The 14,874-nt window shown below is 69.6% G+C and carries 15 protein-coding genes and 1 pseudogene; 8 read left to right on the forward strand and 8 right to left on the reverse strand.

What is annotated here, in order from left to right; translation table 11 throughout:
• Positions 1 to 47: 47 nt before the first annotated feature.
• Positions 48 to 1,832, reverse strand: a complete 1,785-nt coding sequence (gene thiC, locus ACQEV8_RS21495) for a phosphomethylpyrimidine synthase ThiC (RefSeq protein WP_432962562.1) — start codon at positions 1,830 to 1,832, stop codon at positions 48 to 50.
• A gap of 254 nt (positions 1,833 to 2,086) precedes the next feature.
• Here thiC and ACQEV8_RS21500 point away from each other — a divergent pair, with 254 nt between their 5' ends.
• The gene (locus ACQEV8_RS21500; protein WP_432962564.1) at positions 2,087 to 3,808 is read left to right on the forward strand and encodes a YibE/F family protein; all 1,722 of its coding nucleotides are present in this window, start codon (positions 2,087 to 2,089) and stop codon (positions 3,806 to 3,808) included.
• 102 nt (positions 3,809 to 3,910) lie between these two features.
• Here the strand turns inward: ACQEV8_RS21500 and ACQEV8_RS21505 are convergent, their stop codons facing one another.
• From ACQEV8_RS21505 to ACQEV8_RS21520, 4 genes are all read right to left on the reverse strand, one after another.
• Positions 3,911 to 4,345, reverse strand: coding sequence for an SsgA family sporulation/cell division regulator (locus tag ACQEV8_RS21505; protein WP_184593809.1), 435 nt, complete (start codon positions 4,343 to 4,345; stop codon positions 3,911 to 3,913).
• Positions 4,346 to 4,443: 98 nt separating this feature from the next.
• Complete coding sequence (locus ACQEV8_RS21510) at positions 4,444 to 5,211, reverse strand: IclR family transcriptional regulator (protein WP_432962565.1); 768 nt, start codon at positions 5,209 to 5,211, stop codon at positions 4,444 to 4,446.
• Between the two features lie 312 nt (positions 5,212 to 5,523).
• A complete protein-coding gene (locus ACQEV8_RS21515; protein ID WP_020271174.1) occupies positions 5,524 to 5,736 on the reverse strand; it encodes a DUF5326 family protein in 213 nt (70 codons plus the stop codon).
• A 156-nt stretch (positions 5,737 to 5,892) separates the two neighbouring features.
• Entirely contained in the window at positions 5,893 to 6,210 is a 318-nt protein-coding gene (locus ACQEV8_RS21520) for a cupin domain-containing protein (RefSeq protein WP_432962568.1), read from the reverse strand.
• A gap of 60 nt (positions 6,211 to 6,270) precedes the next feature.
• On the opposite strand from ACQEV8_RS21520, the gene ACQEV8_RS21525 reads away from it, so the two are divergent.
• From ACQEV8_RS21525 to ACQEV8_RS21545, 5 genes are all read left to right on the forward strand, one after another.
• A complete protein-coding gene (locus ACQEV8_RS21525; RefSeq protein WP_193479123.1) occupies positions 6,271 to 6,648 on the forward strand; it encodes a phage holin family protein in 378 nt (125 codons plus the stop codon).
• A gap of 6 nt (positions 6,649 to 6,654) precedes the next feature.
• Entirely contained in the window at positions 6,655 to 7,146 is a 492-nt protein-coding gene (locus ACQEV8_RS21530) for a low molecular weight protein-tyrosine-phosphatase (protein ID WP_432962570.1), read from the forward strand.
• The gene (locus tag ACQEV8_RS21535) at positions 7,143 to 8,348 is read left to right on the forward strand and encodes a cystathionine gamma-lyase (RefSeq protein WP_432962572.1); all 1,206 of its coding nucleotides are present in this window, start codon (positions 7,143 to 7,145) and stop codon (positions 8,346 to 8,348) included. Before ACQEV8_RS21530 ends, ACQEV8_RS21535 begins: the two co-directional genes overlap by 4 nt.
• A gap of 197 nt (positions 8,349 to 8,545) precedes the next feature.
• Complete coding sequence (locus ACQEV8_RS21540; RefSeq protein WP_432962574.1) at positions 8,546 to 9,451, forward strand: LysR family transcriptional regulator; 906 nt, start codon at positions 8,546 to 8,548, stop codon at positions 9,449 to 9,451.
• A gap of 88 nt (positions 9,452 to 9,539) precedes the next feature.
• Positions 9,540 to 10,022, forward strand: coding sequence for an NUDIX domain-containing protein (locus tag ACQEV8_RS21545; protein ID WP_382492272.1), 483 nt, complete (start codon positions 9,540 to 9,542; stop codon positions 10,020 to 10,022).
• Between the two features lie 13 nt (positions 10,023 to 10,035).
• On the opposite strand, the gene ACQEV8_RS21550 is transcribed toward ACQEV8_RS21545, so the two are convergent.
• Positions 10,036 to 11,118 (reverse strand): globin domain-containing protein, encoded by a 1,083-nt coding sequence (locus ACQEV8_RS21550; RefSeq protein ID WP_432962576.1) that lies wholly within the window; start codon positions 11,116 to 11,118, stop codon positions 10,036 to 10,038.
• Positions 11,119 to 11,364: 246 nt separating this feature from the next.
• Here ACQEV8_RS21550 and ACQEV8_RS21555 point away from each other — a divergent pair, with 246 nt between their 5' ends.
• Positions 11,365 to 11,685, forward strand: coding sequence for a hypothetical protein (locus tag ACQEV8_RS21555; RefSeq protein ID WP_432962578.1), 321 nt, complete (start codon positions 11,365 to 11,367; stop codon positions 11,683 to 11,685).
• Between the two features lie 505 nt (positions 11,686 to 12,190).
• Positions 12,191 to 13,057 (forward strand): GNAT family N-acetyltransferase, encoded by an 867-nt coding sequence (locus ACQEV8_RS21560; RefSeq protein WP_432962580.1) that lies wholly within the window; start codon positions 12,191 to 12,193, stop codon positions 13,055 to 13,057.
• Between the two features lie 93 nt (positions 13,058 to 13,150).
• On the opposite strand, the gene ACQEV8_RS21565 is transcribed toward ACQEV8_RS21560, so the two are convergent.
• A complete protein-coding gene (locus ACQEV8_RS21565; RefSeq protein WP_432962582.1) occupies positions 13,151 to 13,573 on the reverse strand; it encodes a GlcG/HbpS family heme-binding protein in 423 nt (140 codons plus the stop codon).
• 68 nt (positions 13,574 to 13,641) lie between these two features.
• Positions 13,642 to 14,849, reverse strand: a pseudogene (locus ACQEV8_RS21570) (MFS transporter).
• Positions 14,850 to 14,874 lie beyond the last annotated feature (25 nt).

A 14,874-nucleotide genomic window follows, 5' to 3' on the forward strand; every position in this document is an offset into this window, starting at 1 on the left:
CCCAGTGGCCTGCGTGCGGACGGCCTCGCGGCCCGCGCGCGGCCGGATCAGTCCGCGATCGGCAGGTACACCCGGTTCCCGCTCGCCGCGAACTCCTTCGACTTCTGGGCCATGCCCTCCTCGATCTCGGTCCGGGTGCCGCCGTGTTCGCGGCGAATGTCCTGCGAGATCTTCATGCTGCAGAACTTGGGACCGCACATCGAGCAGAAGTGAGCTGTCTTGGCGGGCTCAGCCGGCAGGGTCTCGTCGTGGAACTCCCGTGCCGTGTCCGGGTCGAGAGCCAGGTTGAACTGGTCCTCCCACCGGAACTCGAAGCGGGCGTCGGACAGCGCGTCGTCCCATTCCTGGGCGCCCGGGTGCCCCTTGGCGACGTCGGCCGCGTGCGCGGCGATCTTGTAGGTGATGACGCCGGTCTTGACGTCGTCACGGTTCGGCAGGCCCAAGTGCTCCTTGGGTGTGACGTAGCACAGCATGGCCGTGCCCCACCAAGCGATCATCGCGGCACCGATGCCGGAGGTGATGTGGTCGTAGGCCGGCGCGACGTCGGTGGTCAGCGGGCCGAGCGTATAGAACGGAGCTTCATCGCAGATCTCCTGCTGAAGGTCGATGTTCTCCTTGATCTTGTGCATCGGGACATGGCCCGGGCCTTCGATCATGGTCTGTACGTTGAAACGCTTGGCGATCCGGTTGAGTTCCCCGAGAGTTCGCAGTTCCGCGAACTGTGCCTCGTCGTTGGCGTCCGCGATCGAGCCGGGCCGCAGGCCGTCGCCGAGCGAGTAGGTGACGTCGTACGCGGCGAGGATTTCGCAGAGCTCCTCGAAATGCTCGTACAGGAACGACTCCCGGTGGTGCGCGAGGCACCAGGCGGCCATGATCGAGCCGCCGCGGGAGACGATGCCCGTCTTGCGGTTGGCTGTCAGCGGCACATAGGCCAGGCGCACGCCCGCGTGGACCGTCATGTAGTCCACGCCCTGCTCGGCCTGTTCGATGACCGTGTCCTTGTAGACCTCCCAAGTCAGATCCTCGGCCCGGCCGTCGACCTTCTCCAGGGCCTGGTAGAGCGGCACGGTGCCGATGGGGACGGGGGAGTTGCGCAGCACCCACTCACGCGTGGTGTGGATGTTGCGGCCCGTCGAGAGATCCATGACCGTGTCGGCGCCCCAGCGGGTCGCCCAGGTCATCTTCTCGACCTCCTCCTCGATGGAGGACGTCACCGCCGAGTTGCCGATGTTGGCGTTGACCTTCACCAGGAACCTTTTGCCGATGATCATCGGCTCGATCTCCGGGTGGTTGACGTTGGCCGGCAGCACGGCCCGGCCTGCGGCGATCTCGTCGCGTACCACCTCGGGCGAGACGTTCTCCCGGATGGCGACGTACTCCATCTCGGGCGTGATCTCGCCGCGGCGGGCGTACGCGAGCTGCGTGACCGCCTCGCCGTCCCGGCTGCGACGCGGCTGGCGCGGGCGGCCGGGGAAGACGGCGTCGAGGTTGCGGAGGCCGCCGCGGGGCGAGGTGTGCTTGATGCCGTCGTCCTCGGGACGGACGGGGCGGCCCGCGTACTCCTCGGTGTCTCCGCGGGAGATGATCCAGTTCTCGCGCAGCGGCGGCAGGCCCCTGCGGACGTCGGTGTCGACGAGTGGATCGGTGTACGGGCCCGAGGTGTCGTACAGCGTGACGGCCTGGCCGTTGGTGAGATGCACCTGACGAACCGGCACGCGCAGGTCGGGGCGAGTGCCCTCGACGTACGCCTTGTGCCAGCCGATGGACTTCCCGGCCTCCTCGGACTGTGTGTCCTGAACGGAGGCAGGCGTGCGTGCGTCCTTGTCGGTCATGAGACCTACTCCCTACGCCGGCATTACCCGGTAACAGGTTCGGCGGTCGACGCAGCGGCTTCCGTCTGCCGACGTTCCGTGTGAAACATCACTCGACTTCGGTGATGTTTCATGTGAAACATCGCTGGGACGGAGGTCAGCGCCCTCTCAGCCCGGTGCTCCGAGCTCCCGCGTGTACAAAAGGTGCCTCCACGCTAGCGGCAATTCTGGCGCGGTGAACAGAGGGCCCCCCTCGTTCTTGCGATGATCGGTCGGTGACCACGACTCAGCGTCCCCCTTACCCACCGCCCGAGCCGCCCCGCGGATCCGGCGCCGGAAACGGCAACGGCCGGGGAGACGGCCGCGACTTCGTCCCAGGGGCCGGGTATGGGCCCGGGGCGGGTTTCGGGCCCGGGGCCGGGCCTGGGGACGGTGGTGAGCGTGTTTCCGGCTCAGCCGGGGGATACGGGCCGGGCAACGGTCAGGTTGGCGGTCCAGCCGGTGGCCATGGATTCGGTCCTGGCGACGGTCACGGCCCGGGTTCCGGAGGCGGGCACGGACACGGGCACGGTTCCGGAACCGGCGGAGGCGACGGCCATGGATCCGGAACTGGCGGAGGCGACGGCCACGGACACGGATCCGGAACCGGCGGAGGCGACGGACACGGACACGGCCCCGGCTCCGCGCCAGGTGGCGGACACGGGCACTCGCACAGTCACAGCCACGGTCCGGCCACACCCGTCTCCATGCATCTGCGCAAGATCATCGCAGCGATCCTGATCCCGTTCGGCGCGGCCGTGCTGGTCGGTCTCGCCGTGCTGTGGCCGGGCGGCGCCCCGGGGCACGAGCGCACCGGCGTGGGCTTCGACCGGCAGACCGAACAGGCCTCGGTCACCAAGGTCGTGGAGATCAGCTGTAAGGAGGCCGGCGCCTCGGGGGTCCCGCCGACCGGTGACACCTCCACCGCCGAGGGCTCCTCCGCGGTGCAGCAGGACAAGGGCACCTGCAAGCGGGCGACGGTGCGGGTCGACAGCGGCCCGGACAAGGGCCGCACCTTCACCGAGATCATCCAACCGGACCAGTCCCGCCAGCTGCACGAGGGCCAGAAGGTCGTGGTCGCCTACGAGCCCTCCGCGCCGAAGGACCTGCAGTACTCGGTCACCGACATCAACCGCCGTCTGCCCTTGAGTGTGCTGGCCGGCATCTTCGCGCTCGCCGTCGTGGTCGTCGGGCGGCTGCGGGGGGTCATGGCCCTCATCGCACTGGCCATCAGCTTCCTGGTGCTGAACTTCTTCATCCTGCCCGCGATCCTGCAGGGATCGAACCCGCTGGTCGTGGCGGTGGTGGGCGCGAGCGCCATCATGCTGATCGCCCTGTACATGTGTCACGGGCTGTCCGCACGGACCTCCGTGGCGGTGCTCGGCACGCTCATCTCCCTGCTGCTGATCGGCTTCCTCGGCTCGGTGTTCATCGACTGGGCGGCGCTCACCGGCAACACCGACGACAACACCGGCCTGATCCACGGCCTCTATCCGACGATCGACATGAGCGGTCTGCTGCTCGCCGGCATCATCATCGGCTCCCTCGGTGTGCTCGACGATGTGACGGTCACCCAGACCTCGGCGGTCTGGGAGCTGCACGAGGCCAATCCGTCGATGGGCTGGCGCGGGCTCTACCGCGCGGGCATCCGGATCGGCCGTGACCACATCGCCTCGGTCGTCAACACGCTCGTGCTCGCCTACGCGGGTGCCGCCCTGCCGCTGCTGCTGCTGTTCTCCATCGCGCAGAGCGGTGTGGGGACGGTCGCCAACAGCGAGCTGGTGGCGGAGGAGATCGTGCGCACGCTCGTCGGTTCGATCGGGCTGGTCGCTTCGGTGCCGGTCACCACCGCGCTGGCCGCGCTCATGGTCTCGGCCGACCGCCCCGGAGAGGAGCGTGTTGTGGAGGCCTCCGCGGTGCCGGCACGCGGGGGGCGGGGCCGGCGCCGTAAGCGCTGACGTCTCTGAGCCAGACGTCCCAGCGCCACGACGCCGAAGCGTTCCCGCACGGTCGGCGGCATCCGGTGAAGCGTTACTCCACGATGTCGCCCGACGGATGTCTCACCCGGCGCCCTGCTCCGCCAGGATGCGGTCCAGCGCCTCGTCGAGGTGGGCGTCGAAGTCGGCGAGCGAGCCTTCCTGGCCCAGCGGCACCAGCTTGTCGGTGCGGTCGAGGAAGGCGACGAGCGGTGCCGTGGAGGACCGGAACAACGCCTGGTCGCTGCCGACCTGAAGCCGGATCAGCACCTCGCCCAGCGTGTCCGGTTCGACGGGAGTGACCCGCACATCGCCCTCGCCGCACGGCCGGCCGACGCCGTCGATCAGCAGCTCCCGGCCGAAAGCCCACGTCACCGGCGCGTCACCGGGCAGGTGAAACGTCAGCCGGACGGCATAGGGATCACTGGTCTCATAGCGCAGCTCCACCGGAATGCGGAAGGAGAGCTCCTCGGACACGAGGAAGCTCATCATGACCTCTGCTTGTACGGACTCGCGCATCGCTAACCCCGTCATTCGCCGTGACTGGCCGGGAACGAACCTCTGACACTTGGTGGAATCTTGCTGAACGTACACAGCAGATCACAAGGAGTGAGTTTTCACATACTGATAGAGAGCGCCAGCGACCCGAGTCGCCGCCCGATCTCGCTCTGCAACTGCCGGGCCGCGGGCAGCAGCCGGTCCTCCTGGTGGGCGGGCAGGGAGATGGCCAACGTCGCGGCCGTGGCGCCGAGGGTGAGCGGGATCGCCGCGCAGACCGCGCCCAAGGCGTACTCCTGACGCTCGGTCACGGGTTCCATCCGCCGCATCCGCTCCAGACGCCGGAGCAGGCTGTGGTTGTCCCGCACCGTGTACGGCGTGAGGGGCTGCACCGGGTAGCGGTCGAGGTGGTCGCGGCGGGGCTCCCCATCCAGTTGGGACAGCAGGCACTGCCCGATGGCGTGCGCGTGCCCGGTCTCCCGGAAGTCGGCCCACTCCTCGACCGCCGGGGCGCCCGGGCTCTCGGAGACGCACATGACCTCGATCTCACCCTCGCGGTACGCCGCGTAGTAGACGGGGACGCCGAGCAGGTCTCGCCACTGCGCGAGCGTCTCGACCACCGTGCTGCGACGTTTCTGCCGCGCCCCGCTGCTGCTCAGCCGCTCGGCGGCCTCACCGAGGAAGAACAGGCCCTTGTCCCGGCGCAGATAGCCCTCGTGCACGAGGGTGCGCAGCAGGTGGTACGTCGTGGGCAGCGCCAGCCCGGTCTCGCGGGCCAGTTGCTTGGCGGGGGCGCCGTAGACGTGTCCGGAGACGGTTTCCAGCAGGCGCATGGCGCGCTGTACGGATCCGATGAGGGTCGCCGGAGGCGCCGGAGGCGGGGGCACGGCGGGAGGCGCCGGTGGGATGGGAGACGGTGGTTCTGAGGATGCCGCAGAGCGCGGTTGCGCGGGGACGCTGCGCAGGTGGGCCGGTGCGGTGTCAGCCGGGGTCAAGGGTCACTCCCGAAACGCGAGGGGCCGACCCGTGCGGAGGAACACGGGTGGGGGTGTATGCCGCTCGCGGGGTTGTCCCCGCGTCGAGCCGGACTCTATTCGCCTGCCACCGCACACAGACGGCCCGGCCGGGAAACTTCCCCCGCCCGAGGGAACGGGTGATTCCCAGCGTTTCCCGCTACCCCCACCCGTTCCCCACCGGTCTCACCAGTCGCTGCGCGACGAGGAGCTCGATGTGAACTTCCGTACGACGTAGATCAGACCGCCGACCAGCGCCACGAAGACCAGCACCTTGAAGAGCAATCCGATGACGAAGCCGACCACACTGGCGATCAGCCCGCCGAACACGACCAGGGCGATGACCGGCACCGCGATCCACTTCACCCACCACGGCAGTCCCGTGAAGATCTCTCGCATCGCGCTCGTCCTTGTCTCTCCACCCGTTCGAGTGCCGGGTCCTGTCGGTCTCCTGATGTCCTGCACTCGATGCTAGGTCCGAGAGGGGGTCGGGCGGGGGCCCCGCGCCCCTTGTCCTCCCCTGACCGAACCCCTAGGGAACCCCGAGACGGCCCGTCAGCTCTCGGGCGGAGAGAACACCACCAGCACCCTGAGGTCCTCGGTGATGTGGTGGAACTTGTGGGCCACACCCGCCGGCACGTAGATCACACTGCCCCGTGCCACCTGGGTCGTCTCCAGACCGACGGTGATCGCGGCGCGGCCGCTCACAACGAAGTAGACCTCGTCCTGATTGTGCGGCTTCTGTGGATCCTGCTCGCCCGCGTCGAGGGCGTACAGACCGACCGACATATTCTGCGCCCGCAGAAACTGCAGGTAGGCGCCCTCGTTGGCGGCGCGCTCCGCCTCCAGTTCGTCCAGCCGGAATGCCTTCATCGCCTAGTCCGCCCCTGCCTCTTGTGCCCGTGCCCGATCAGGTCTGCCACGATCAGACACATGAAGAATTTCGTAGTCAAGACGATCGCCAACGCCGGTGCCCTGGCGGTCGCCGTATGGCTGCTCGACAAGATCACCCTGACCGGTGACAGCACGGGCAAGAAGATCGGCACCCTGATCATCGTCGCGCTGATCTTCGGCCTGGTGAACTTCCTGGTCAAGCCGCTCGTCAAGCTCCTCAGCCTCCCGTTGCTGATATTGACGCTCGGCCTGTTCACCCTGATCGTCAACGCGCTGATGCTCCTGCTCACCTCGTGGCTGGCCGACCAGTTCGACCTGAGCTTCCAGGTGGACGGCTTCTGGACGGCCGTCCTGGGCGGCCTGATCATCTCTGTCGTCTCCTGGGCGCTGAACGTCGTCCTGCCCGACGGGGACTGAACGCCTATGACGTATCGAGTCTGCTTCGTCTGCACGGGCAACATCTGCCGTTCCCCGATCGCCGAGGTCGTCTTCCGGGCCCGCGTGGCGGAGGCCGGACTCGACGGCCTGGTCGAGGTCGACAGCGCCGGCACGGGCGGATGGCACGAGGGCGACGGTGCCGACCCGCGCACGGTGACCGTCCTGGAGGAGAACGGCTATGCCTCCGGCCACATGGCCCGGCAGTTCCAGCCGTCGTGGTTCTCCCGCCTGGACCTGGTCATCGCCCTCGACTCCGGCCACCTCGGCGCCCTGCGCCGCCTCGCGCCCACGGAGGAGGACGCGTGGAAGGTGCGGCTGCTCCGTTCGTACGACCCCGCCGCCGGCGACGACCTCGACGTACCGGACCCCTACTACGGGGGCGCGGACGGTTTCGAGGAGTGCCTTGAGATGGTGGAGGCGGCGAGCACCGGTCTGCTTGCCGCGGTGCGGGCGGACCTGGAGGGACGAGTGGCATGAGTGAATCCGGGACGGGTGACCAGGGCGGATCGACGGGCGAGGGGGCCCGGGCGTCGAGCGACGCGGCCCGGGCCGCCGCCAACGCCGGGGACGGCACGCGGGCGGTACGGGCCGGGCTGCCCGAGCCGGTCAAGCACGAGCCCACGCTGCCCGGACCGGTGTTCGCCGCCCACTTCCATCTGCCGGGCGACCCGACCGGCGCCTACACCTACGGCCGTGACGAGAACCCGACCTGGACACTGCTGGAGCGCGCCGTCGGTGAGCTGGAGGCGCCCGGCCGGGACGACGTGGAGACGCTCGTCTTCGCGTCAGGCATGGCAGCGACCTCGGCGGTGCTCTTCTCCCAGCTGCACGCCGGCGATGTGTGCGTCCTGCCCGACGACGGCTATCAGGCACTGCCCTTGGTCCGCGCCCAGCTGGAGGCGTTTGGCATCGAGGTGCGCACCGCGCCGACCCGCGGCGACGCCCAGCTCGACGTCCTGGACGGCGCGAAGCTGCTGTGGATCGAGACGCCGTCGAACCCCGGGCTCGATGTGTGCGACATCAGGCGGCTCGCCGACGCGGCACACGCGCATGGTGCCCTGGTGGCCGTCGACAACACTCTCGCGACGCCGCTCGGCCAGCGGCCCCTGGAGCTCGGCGCCGACTTCGCGGTGGCCAGCGGCACCAAGCAGCTCACGGGGCACGGCGACATCCTCCTTGGCTACGTCGTCGGCCGTGACGCCGAGGCCATGGCCGCCGTACGCCGCTGGCGCAAGATCGTCGGAGCGATTCCCGGGCCCATGGAGGCCTGGCTCGCGCACCGTTCGATCGCGACGCTGCAGCTGCGGGTCGACCGGCAGAGCACGACCGCCCTGGCGGTCGCCGAAGCGCTGCGCGAGCATCCCGAGGTGACCGGACTGCGCTATCCCGGGCTCCCCGACGACCCCGCGCACAAGATCGCGGCTCGGCAGATGCGGCGCTACGGATGCGTGGTGTCCTTCACCCTGCCCACGCGCGAGCGGGCCGACCGTTTCCTCGACGCGCTGCGGCTCGTGGACGACGCGACGAGTTTCGGCGGAGTACGGTCCACGGCCGAACGGCGCGGCCGCTGGGGCGGCGACGCGGTTCCGGAGGGCTTCATCCGCCTGTCGGTCGGCGCCGAGGACCCGGAGGACCTTGTGGCGGACGTACTGCGGGCACTGGACACGTCTGCGGCCTGACCATCCCCCACGGACGGTCCGAGCCTCCCCCTCATGGCTCGGACCGTCCTCCGGTTCCGCGCGCAAGAACCGCGCGACCAAGGCTAGTTGACTCTCTGTCAGTGTCCAATCACAGTAGCGACAGAGACCTATCGACTTATTTATAGTTGAGCGTGGCCGGACGGCCGGGAGCGGGGCCGAAGAGGGGAGACCGTGCGGTGGATCTGGCCTTGCTGCGGACCTTCGTGACCGTGCACCGGGCCGGCTCCTTCACCCGCGCCGCCGCCCTGCTGGGCCTCTCCCAGCCCGCCGTCACCTCGCAGATACGGACGCTGGAGCGGCAGCTGGGCCGCCCCCTCTTCCTGCGGCAGGCCCGTGGCGTGACCCCGACGAGCATCGGCGACGAACTCGCCCACAAGGCCGCACCGCATCTCGACGCCCTGGTGGAGATAACGGAGACCGGCCTCGACGACGACTCCTCCTTACGGACGCTGCATCTCGCCGGACCTCCGGAGTTCACCGCCGAACGAGCCCTGCCCGCGCTCACGGAGCTGATCGGCGAGGATGGTCAGGGCTTCGCGCTGCGCGCCTCCTTCGGAAACGCCGAGGAAACGCTGGAAGGACTGTCCGCCGGGCATCACGATCTGGCCATCACCACGGCCCAGCCACGGGGCGCCCTGCTCACGGCGACCGCGCTCTGCGACGAGGAGCACGTCCTGGTCGCCACCCCGCGCTGGGCCGAACAGATCGGCGCCGGGCAGCCGGACCGCAAGCCGGAACCGTCCCTGGAGCAGGTGCCCGTGGTGGAGGTGCACGAGTCCCTGCCCTTCGTCTCCCGCTACTGGGCCTCCGTCTTCGACTCGCGCCCCGCCGCCCCGGGCACGGTCATCGTTCCCGACCTGCGCGCGGTCCTTGCGTGTGCGGTCGCGGGGGCGGGCCTGGCGGTGCTCCCGCGGTATCTGTGTGCGGCCGCGCTGGAGCGGGGTGACGTCGTCGCCCTGCACGAGCCGGCGGTGCCGCCGCTGCGGACATATTTCCTGGTGGTCCGCACTGGGACGCTCGCTATGCCCCATATAGCGCGTGCCCATGAGTGGTTGCAGCGCGCCTCGACCGACTGGTGTTGAGGCGCCCGGGACAGTGCCTCACTCTGAGGGCTCCGCCGGTGACGTTTCGCGATGTTTCACGTGGAACCAGCCGGGCCACATTTCACTCATGACCGTCCGACCTGTGGTCAAGCGCACCGCCCGTGCCGTTCTGCTGGACGGTGACGACCTGATCCTGATCAAGCGCACCAAGCCGGGCGTGGATCCCTACTGGCTCACCCCCGGCGGTGGGGTCGAGCCCGACGACTCGACCGTCGTCGACGCCCTGCACCGAGAGGTGTACGAGGAGCTCGGCGCCAAGATCACCGATGTGGTGCCCTGCTTCGTGGACACCATGGAGCACATCGGGGAGGACGGCGGCGCGACGGGCGTGAAGGTGCAGCACTTCTTCGTCTGCCACCTGGAGTCCATGGACCCGTCCCTCCGCCACGGCCCCGAGGTGGACGAACCCGTCGGCGAGTACGAGATCGTGCGCGTGCCCTTCACCCGCGTCGGGATCGCCTCCGTCCACCTGGTGCCACTGTCGCTGCGGCATTATCTGGACGGCAACATCGAGGGCGTACGCGCCATGCACGCCCCCGACCTGGGCTGATACCGGCAGCGGTTCAGGAACCGGCCGCGACCAGCTCCTCCACGGAGTCGTGCCGTATGCGGTCCGACGGGATGCCGACGTCCCTCAGTGCGTCCACACCGCTGCGAATCATCCCGGGCGGGCCCGAGAGATAGGCCTCGAACTCGTCCCATGGTCCGTAGGCGCGTATCGCGTCCGGCAGCTGCTGGTGCGCCTGCTGGTCGATGATCGCGCGGACCGAGAGCCAGGGATGGCTCTGCTGGAGACGGAGCATGGTGTCGATGTCATACAGGTCGTGATCGGTGCGAGCCCCGTAGAAGACCTCGACCGACCGGCGGTCCCCGTGCTCGGCGACGTCTTCGACCAGTGCCTTGATGGGCGCGATGCCCGTGCCGCCGCCCACGCAGAGCAGACCGCTCTCGGTGGTGTGGTCCACGGTCATGGCGCCGGCGGGCGGGCCGAGCCGGATGATGTCACCGGGGCGGGCGCGGTGCACCAGGGCGTTGGAGACCCAGCCCGCCGGGACGGCCTTCACGTGGAACGACAGCAGGCCGTCGGAGCGGGGCGCCGCGGCGAAGGAGTAGTGCCGCCAGATCCGGGGCCACCAGGGCGTCTCCACGCTCGTGTACTGCCCGGCGAGGAACGGGTACGGCTGGTCGGGCCGGACGGTGATGACCGCGACGTCCGGAGTTCTGAGGTCGTGCGTGACGACTTCGGCGTACCACCAGGCCGGGGCACGCAGCTCGTCCCTGGCCGCCGCGTCGATCATGACCTGCGAGATGGTGGTGTACGCCCGGACCCAGGCCGCCTCCATCTCCTCGTTCCAGACCCCGGCGGCGTACTTGCTCAGCGCGCCGATGAGGCATTCGCCGACGGCCGGGTAGTGCTCGGCCCGCGTCCCGTACTTGCGGTGGCCCCGGCCGAGGTTCTGCAGGTAGTCGACGAGGACGTCGGTGTTGTCGATGTGCTCGGCGGCCGTGAGCAGAGCCTTGAGCAGCCGGTCCCGCTGGGTGTCCATCGCGGGCGGAAACAGCGGCCGCAGGTCCGGGTAGCGGACGAAGAGCAGGGCGTAGAAGTACGACGTGACCTTCTCGGCGACGGGTGCGACCTCGTCCATGGCGCGTCGGATGAGGATGGCATCCGGGGACGCTTCCCGGGCCGGGGCGGAGGCGGGTTGGCCCGGGGGCGTTGCTGGGGTCGGCCGCTGGGCGGGGACCCGCATCTCGTCGGAGCCGGGTGCGGGGGAGCGGTGGAGGCGAAGGGCGCCGGTGTGAGCGTCGTAGGCGCGGGACCCGCTGACGAGGCCGCGGCGGCCCTCGCGTCCGCGGGCGCCGAGGCCTGCTGTGCGGCCAGAGGGGCGGGCGTGGGTATCGCTTCCGGGGACTCATGCCCCTGCTCCGGCCCACCGGTGCTCGCGCCGCCGGTCGTCGGAGCGGGCGGCACCGCCGTGCCGTCGGCCGGCGTCTCCGGAGCGGCGGTCGGCCGGCCCACGGGGCGTATCGCGGACGGGCGGCGTCCCTCCGGCGTACCGGTCTCGCTGTCCGGTGTCGTCGTCGGCTTATTGCGGGGCGTGAACCAGCCGCCTCCGCCGCCGGAAGTGCCGTTGTCGGCCGACGTGGTGGTCGGAGCGTCCATGGTGTGCCTCGCCTCGAGCATCTTTCGGTCGGTCTGCGCACTTCCCTAATCGGAAGGTGCCTGCTTTCCCCCGTGGACGGTCCGCGTTCCCATCCATGTCGTGGCCAATGCGGCCACATTCAACCCGTATTTCGGCTCCGTACGGACAAGTAGGCAAGAGTGTGACATTGCCCGCAGTGCTCTCACCCGAGCCTCCCACTCGTCTGGACGGCTCAGTCGTTTAACCGAAAAAGCGGGTCTTCGATCTCTCCGTCCCATTAGGCTGCATTGCCCTGCGCTCGGCCCGCACGGAACGGGTCACCCGCCCCGAATGCGAACCGGAGTCGACCCTACCGGCCACCGCCGTGCACACAAGTCCCCCCTTCCCTCGTCACGAATGAGGGCGCCACGCGAATCATCGGTACCGCCAACTGCTGCACATCCCGCCCGTGTTTCACGTGAAACGTCCGGCGTCTGACCGTTCTCTGTGCGGACGGCTACAACTGGCCAAAAGCTCGTATGAGTCCGGGGAAAGAGGTGGACGTCAGGGGCCCCGGTCGGACAGCCTGACCTGCGTGCCGACTCCTTCCCTTGCCTCTTTGCCCATCCGCCGTCTGACGCTCCGCGATCTCGCCGCCTGCGCCGACTTGTCTCAGGACCGGGGGTGGCCACGGGAGGAGCACAAGTGGGGCTTCCTCCTCACAGCCGGGAAGGGCTACGGCATCGATGCCCCCGACGGCGGCCTCGTGAGCGCCTGCGTCGTCACCGAGTACGGACCCCACGAGCACCCCGCCCTCGCGGCGATCGGCATGGTCCTGGTCGCCGACCGGCATGCGCGACAGGGCGTGGGACGCCGGTTGATGCGCCATGTCGTCTCGGCGATGGGCCCCACCCCCCTCACCCTGCACGCGACACCGAACGGCCGCCCCCTCTACGAGGAACTCGGCTTCAAGGTCACTGGGCGAGCGGAGATGGTGTGCGGGCACTTCACTCCGGGCGGACCGGATCCCAAGGTGGCCACCCGTGCCGCGACCGCCGAGGACCTCTCCGCCATCCTCCGGCTCGACGAGCAGGCGTTCGGGACCGACCGCACGCACATCGTCACGCGACTGCCCGCCTTCGCCGACCAGTTGCGCGTGGCCGAGGAGGGCGGGCGGATCATCGGGTACACGGCCGCCTGGCCCAACATGGACACCCATGTCGTCGGCCCGCTCATCGCACGCGACACGGCGGTCGCCCAGGCGCTCATCGCCTCCCTCGCGGCCCACACCGACCGCCCGCTGCGCACCGATATCGACGTGCGGCACGAAGAGCTACTGGCGTGGGTGAAGGAGCGGGGTCTGGCGCCCATCGCCTTCAACTCGGTGATGTCGTACGGGATCGCCGAGCTGCCCGGTGACTGGACCCGCCGGTTCGCGCCGGTCACGGTCGCGGCGGGCTGAGGAGCCCGGATACGCGGCAGAAATACCCCGGATACGACTACGCCGACTCCCCGGGGGTCGGGGAACCGGCGTAGTCGCGTTTGCCGGGCCGGGTCAGGCGAGGGCCTCCACGGCAGCCGTGGCGAAGCCGTGGTCCTGCTCCGGGGCGCCACCTCCGACACCGATCGCGCCGAACAGGCGGCCGTCGCGGTGCACCGGTACGCCGCCGGCGATGAACAGCAGCGGCCGGTCGAGCGCGGTCGGCAGTGTGTGGAAGGGGCCTCCGGGCTGCACGGCGTCAACGAGGCCGGCGGTGGCCGCGTTCAGCTGAAGAGCCGTGTAGGCCTTGCGGGTGCTGGTCTCGCCGGAGATCAGCACGGCACGGTCGTCGCGCCGGAAGGCGAGCAGATGGCCGCCCGCGTCCAGGACGGTGACGCTGGCGGTCACACCTGCGGCCTCGGCGGCACGACGGGCGGCGGTGACAAGGGCGTCGGCGTCCTGGGTGGTCAGCGGGGCGACGGCTGTGGTGGTGCTCATGAGGGATTTCTCCTTGGGACTTGCTGGTTGGTTCTGGTCTGGGTCCGGGCCGAGGCCGGCCCGGTCGCTCAGTGGTGGACGGCGGCCCGCTGCTCGGCCGGCGCGGCTCCCGTGACGACGGTGCCGGGGGCGCCGGCACGGCGCTCCAGAGCGGCCGAGAGGAAGGCCAGGAGCAGGGCGCCTGCCGCCAGAGCGGCACCGACCCAGTTGGGGCGGTGTAGCCGAAGCCCGCACCGATCACGAGGCCGCCGAGCCACGCGGAGAGGGCGTTGCCGAGGTTGAAGGCGCCGATGTTCACGGCGGACGCCAGGGTCGGGGCGCCGTGAGCCTGGTCGAGGACCCGCTTCTGGAGCGGCGGGACGGTGGCGAAGCCCAGAGCGCCGATCAGCGCGATGGTGACGGCCGACAGCAGCTTGTCGTGCGCGGTGAGGGTGAACAGCGCCAGGACGACGGCCAGGGCGCCCAGCGAGATGTACAGGATGGGCATCAGCGCGCGGTCGGCGAACTTGCCGCCGACGAGGTTGCCGCCGACCATGCCGAGGCCGAAAAGGACCAGGAGCCAGGTGACGGAGCCGTCGGCGAAGCCGGCGACGCGGGTCATCATCGGCGCGATGTAGGTGATGGCCGCGAAGACCCCGCCGAAGCCGAGGACGGTCATCGCCATCGCGAGCAGCACCTGCACGTTCTTGAATGCGGCCAGCTCGTGCCGCAGGTGCACGCCATCCGGCTTGGGCATGTCGGGGACGAGCCGGGCGATGCCGGCCAGGCCGATGACGCCGAGGGCGGCCACGATGCCGAAGGTCACACGCCAGCCGACGGACTGTCCGACGAGCGTGCCCAGCGGGACGCCGACGACATTGGCGACGGTCAGCCCGGTGAACATCATCGAAATGGCTCCGGCCTTCTTGTCCGGGGCCACCAGTTCGGCCGCGACGACCGAGCCGATACCGAAGAAGGCGCCATGGGCCAGCGACGCGACGATCCGGCCGATCAGCATGACGGCGAAGGCGGGGGCGAGCGCCGAGAGCAGGTTGCCGACGATGAACAGGCCCATCAGCATCATCAGCATCCGCTTGCGGGAGACCTTGGTGCCGAGAACGGTCATCAGCGGGGCGCCGAACATCACACCGAGCGCGTAGCCGGTCACCAGATATCCCGCGGTGGGGATGGACACCCCGTAGTCGCCCGCGACCTGGGGCAGCAAGCCCATGATCACGAATTCTGTCGTTCCGATCCCGAAGGCCCCGATCGCGAGGGCAAGAAGCGCGAGAGGCATGGAGGAGGCACCTTCCCAGAAGATT

The sequence above is a fragment of the Streptomyces sp. CA-179760 genome, assembly GCF_050937045.1.
Taxonomy (GTDB): domain Bacteria; phylum Actinomycetota; class Actinomycetes; order Streptomycetales; family Streptomycetaceae; genus Streptomyces.

Excerpts from the sequence above, each read along its gene's own strand:
- ACQEV8_RS21525 (WP_193479123.1), top strand. The coding sequence starts at position 6,271 with ATGAAGAATTTCGTAGTCAAGACGATCGCCAACGCCGGTGCCCTGGCG.
- ACQEV8_RS21550 (WP_432962576.1), bottom strand. The coding sequence starts at position 11,118 with ATGGACGAGGTCGCACCCGTCGCCGAGAAGGTCACGTCGTACTTCTAC.
- ACQEV8_RS21530 (WP_432962570.1), top strand. The coding sequence starts at position 6,655 with ATGACGTATCGAGTCTGCTTCGTCTGCACGGGCAACATCTGCCGTTCC.
- ACQEV8_RS21545 (WP_382492272.1), top strand. The coding sequence starts at position 9,540 with ATGACCGTCCGACCTGTGGTCAAGCGCACCGCCCGTGCCGTTCTGCTG.
- ACQEV8_RS21520 (WP_432962568.1), bottom strand. The coding sequence starts at position 6,210 with ATGAAGGCATTCCGGCTGGACGAACTGGAGGCGGAGCGCGCCGCCAAC.
- ACQEV8_RS21515 (WP_020271174.1), bottom strand. The coding sequence starts at position 5,736 with ATGCGAGAGATCTTCACGGGACTGCCGTGGTGGGTGAAGTGGATCGCG.
- ACQEV8_RS21565 (WP_432962582.1), bottom strand. The coding sequence starts at position 13,573 with ATGAGCACCACCACAGCCGTCGCCCCGCTGACCACCCAGGACGCCGAC.
- ACQEV8_RS21535 (WP_432962572.1), top strand. The coding sequence starts at position 7,143 with ATGAGTGAATCCGGGACGGGTGACCAGGGCGGATCGACGGGCGAGGGG.
- thiC (WP_432962562.1), bottom strand. The coding sequence starts at position 1,832 with ATGACCGACAAGGACGCACGCACGCCTGCCTCCGTTCAGGACACACAG.
- ACQEV8_RS21505 (WP_184593809.1), bottom strand. The coding sequence starts at position 4,345 with ATGCGCGAGTCCGTACAAGCAGAGGTCATGATGAGCTTCCTCGTGTCC.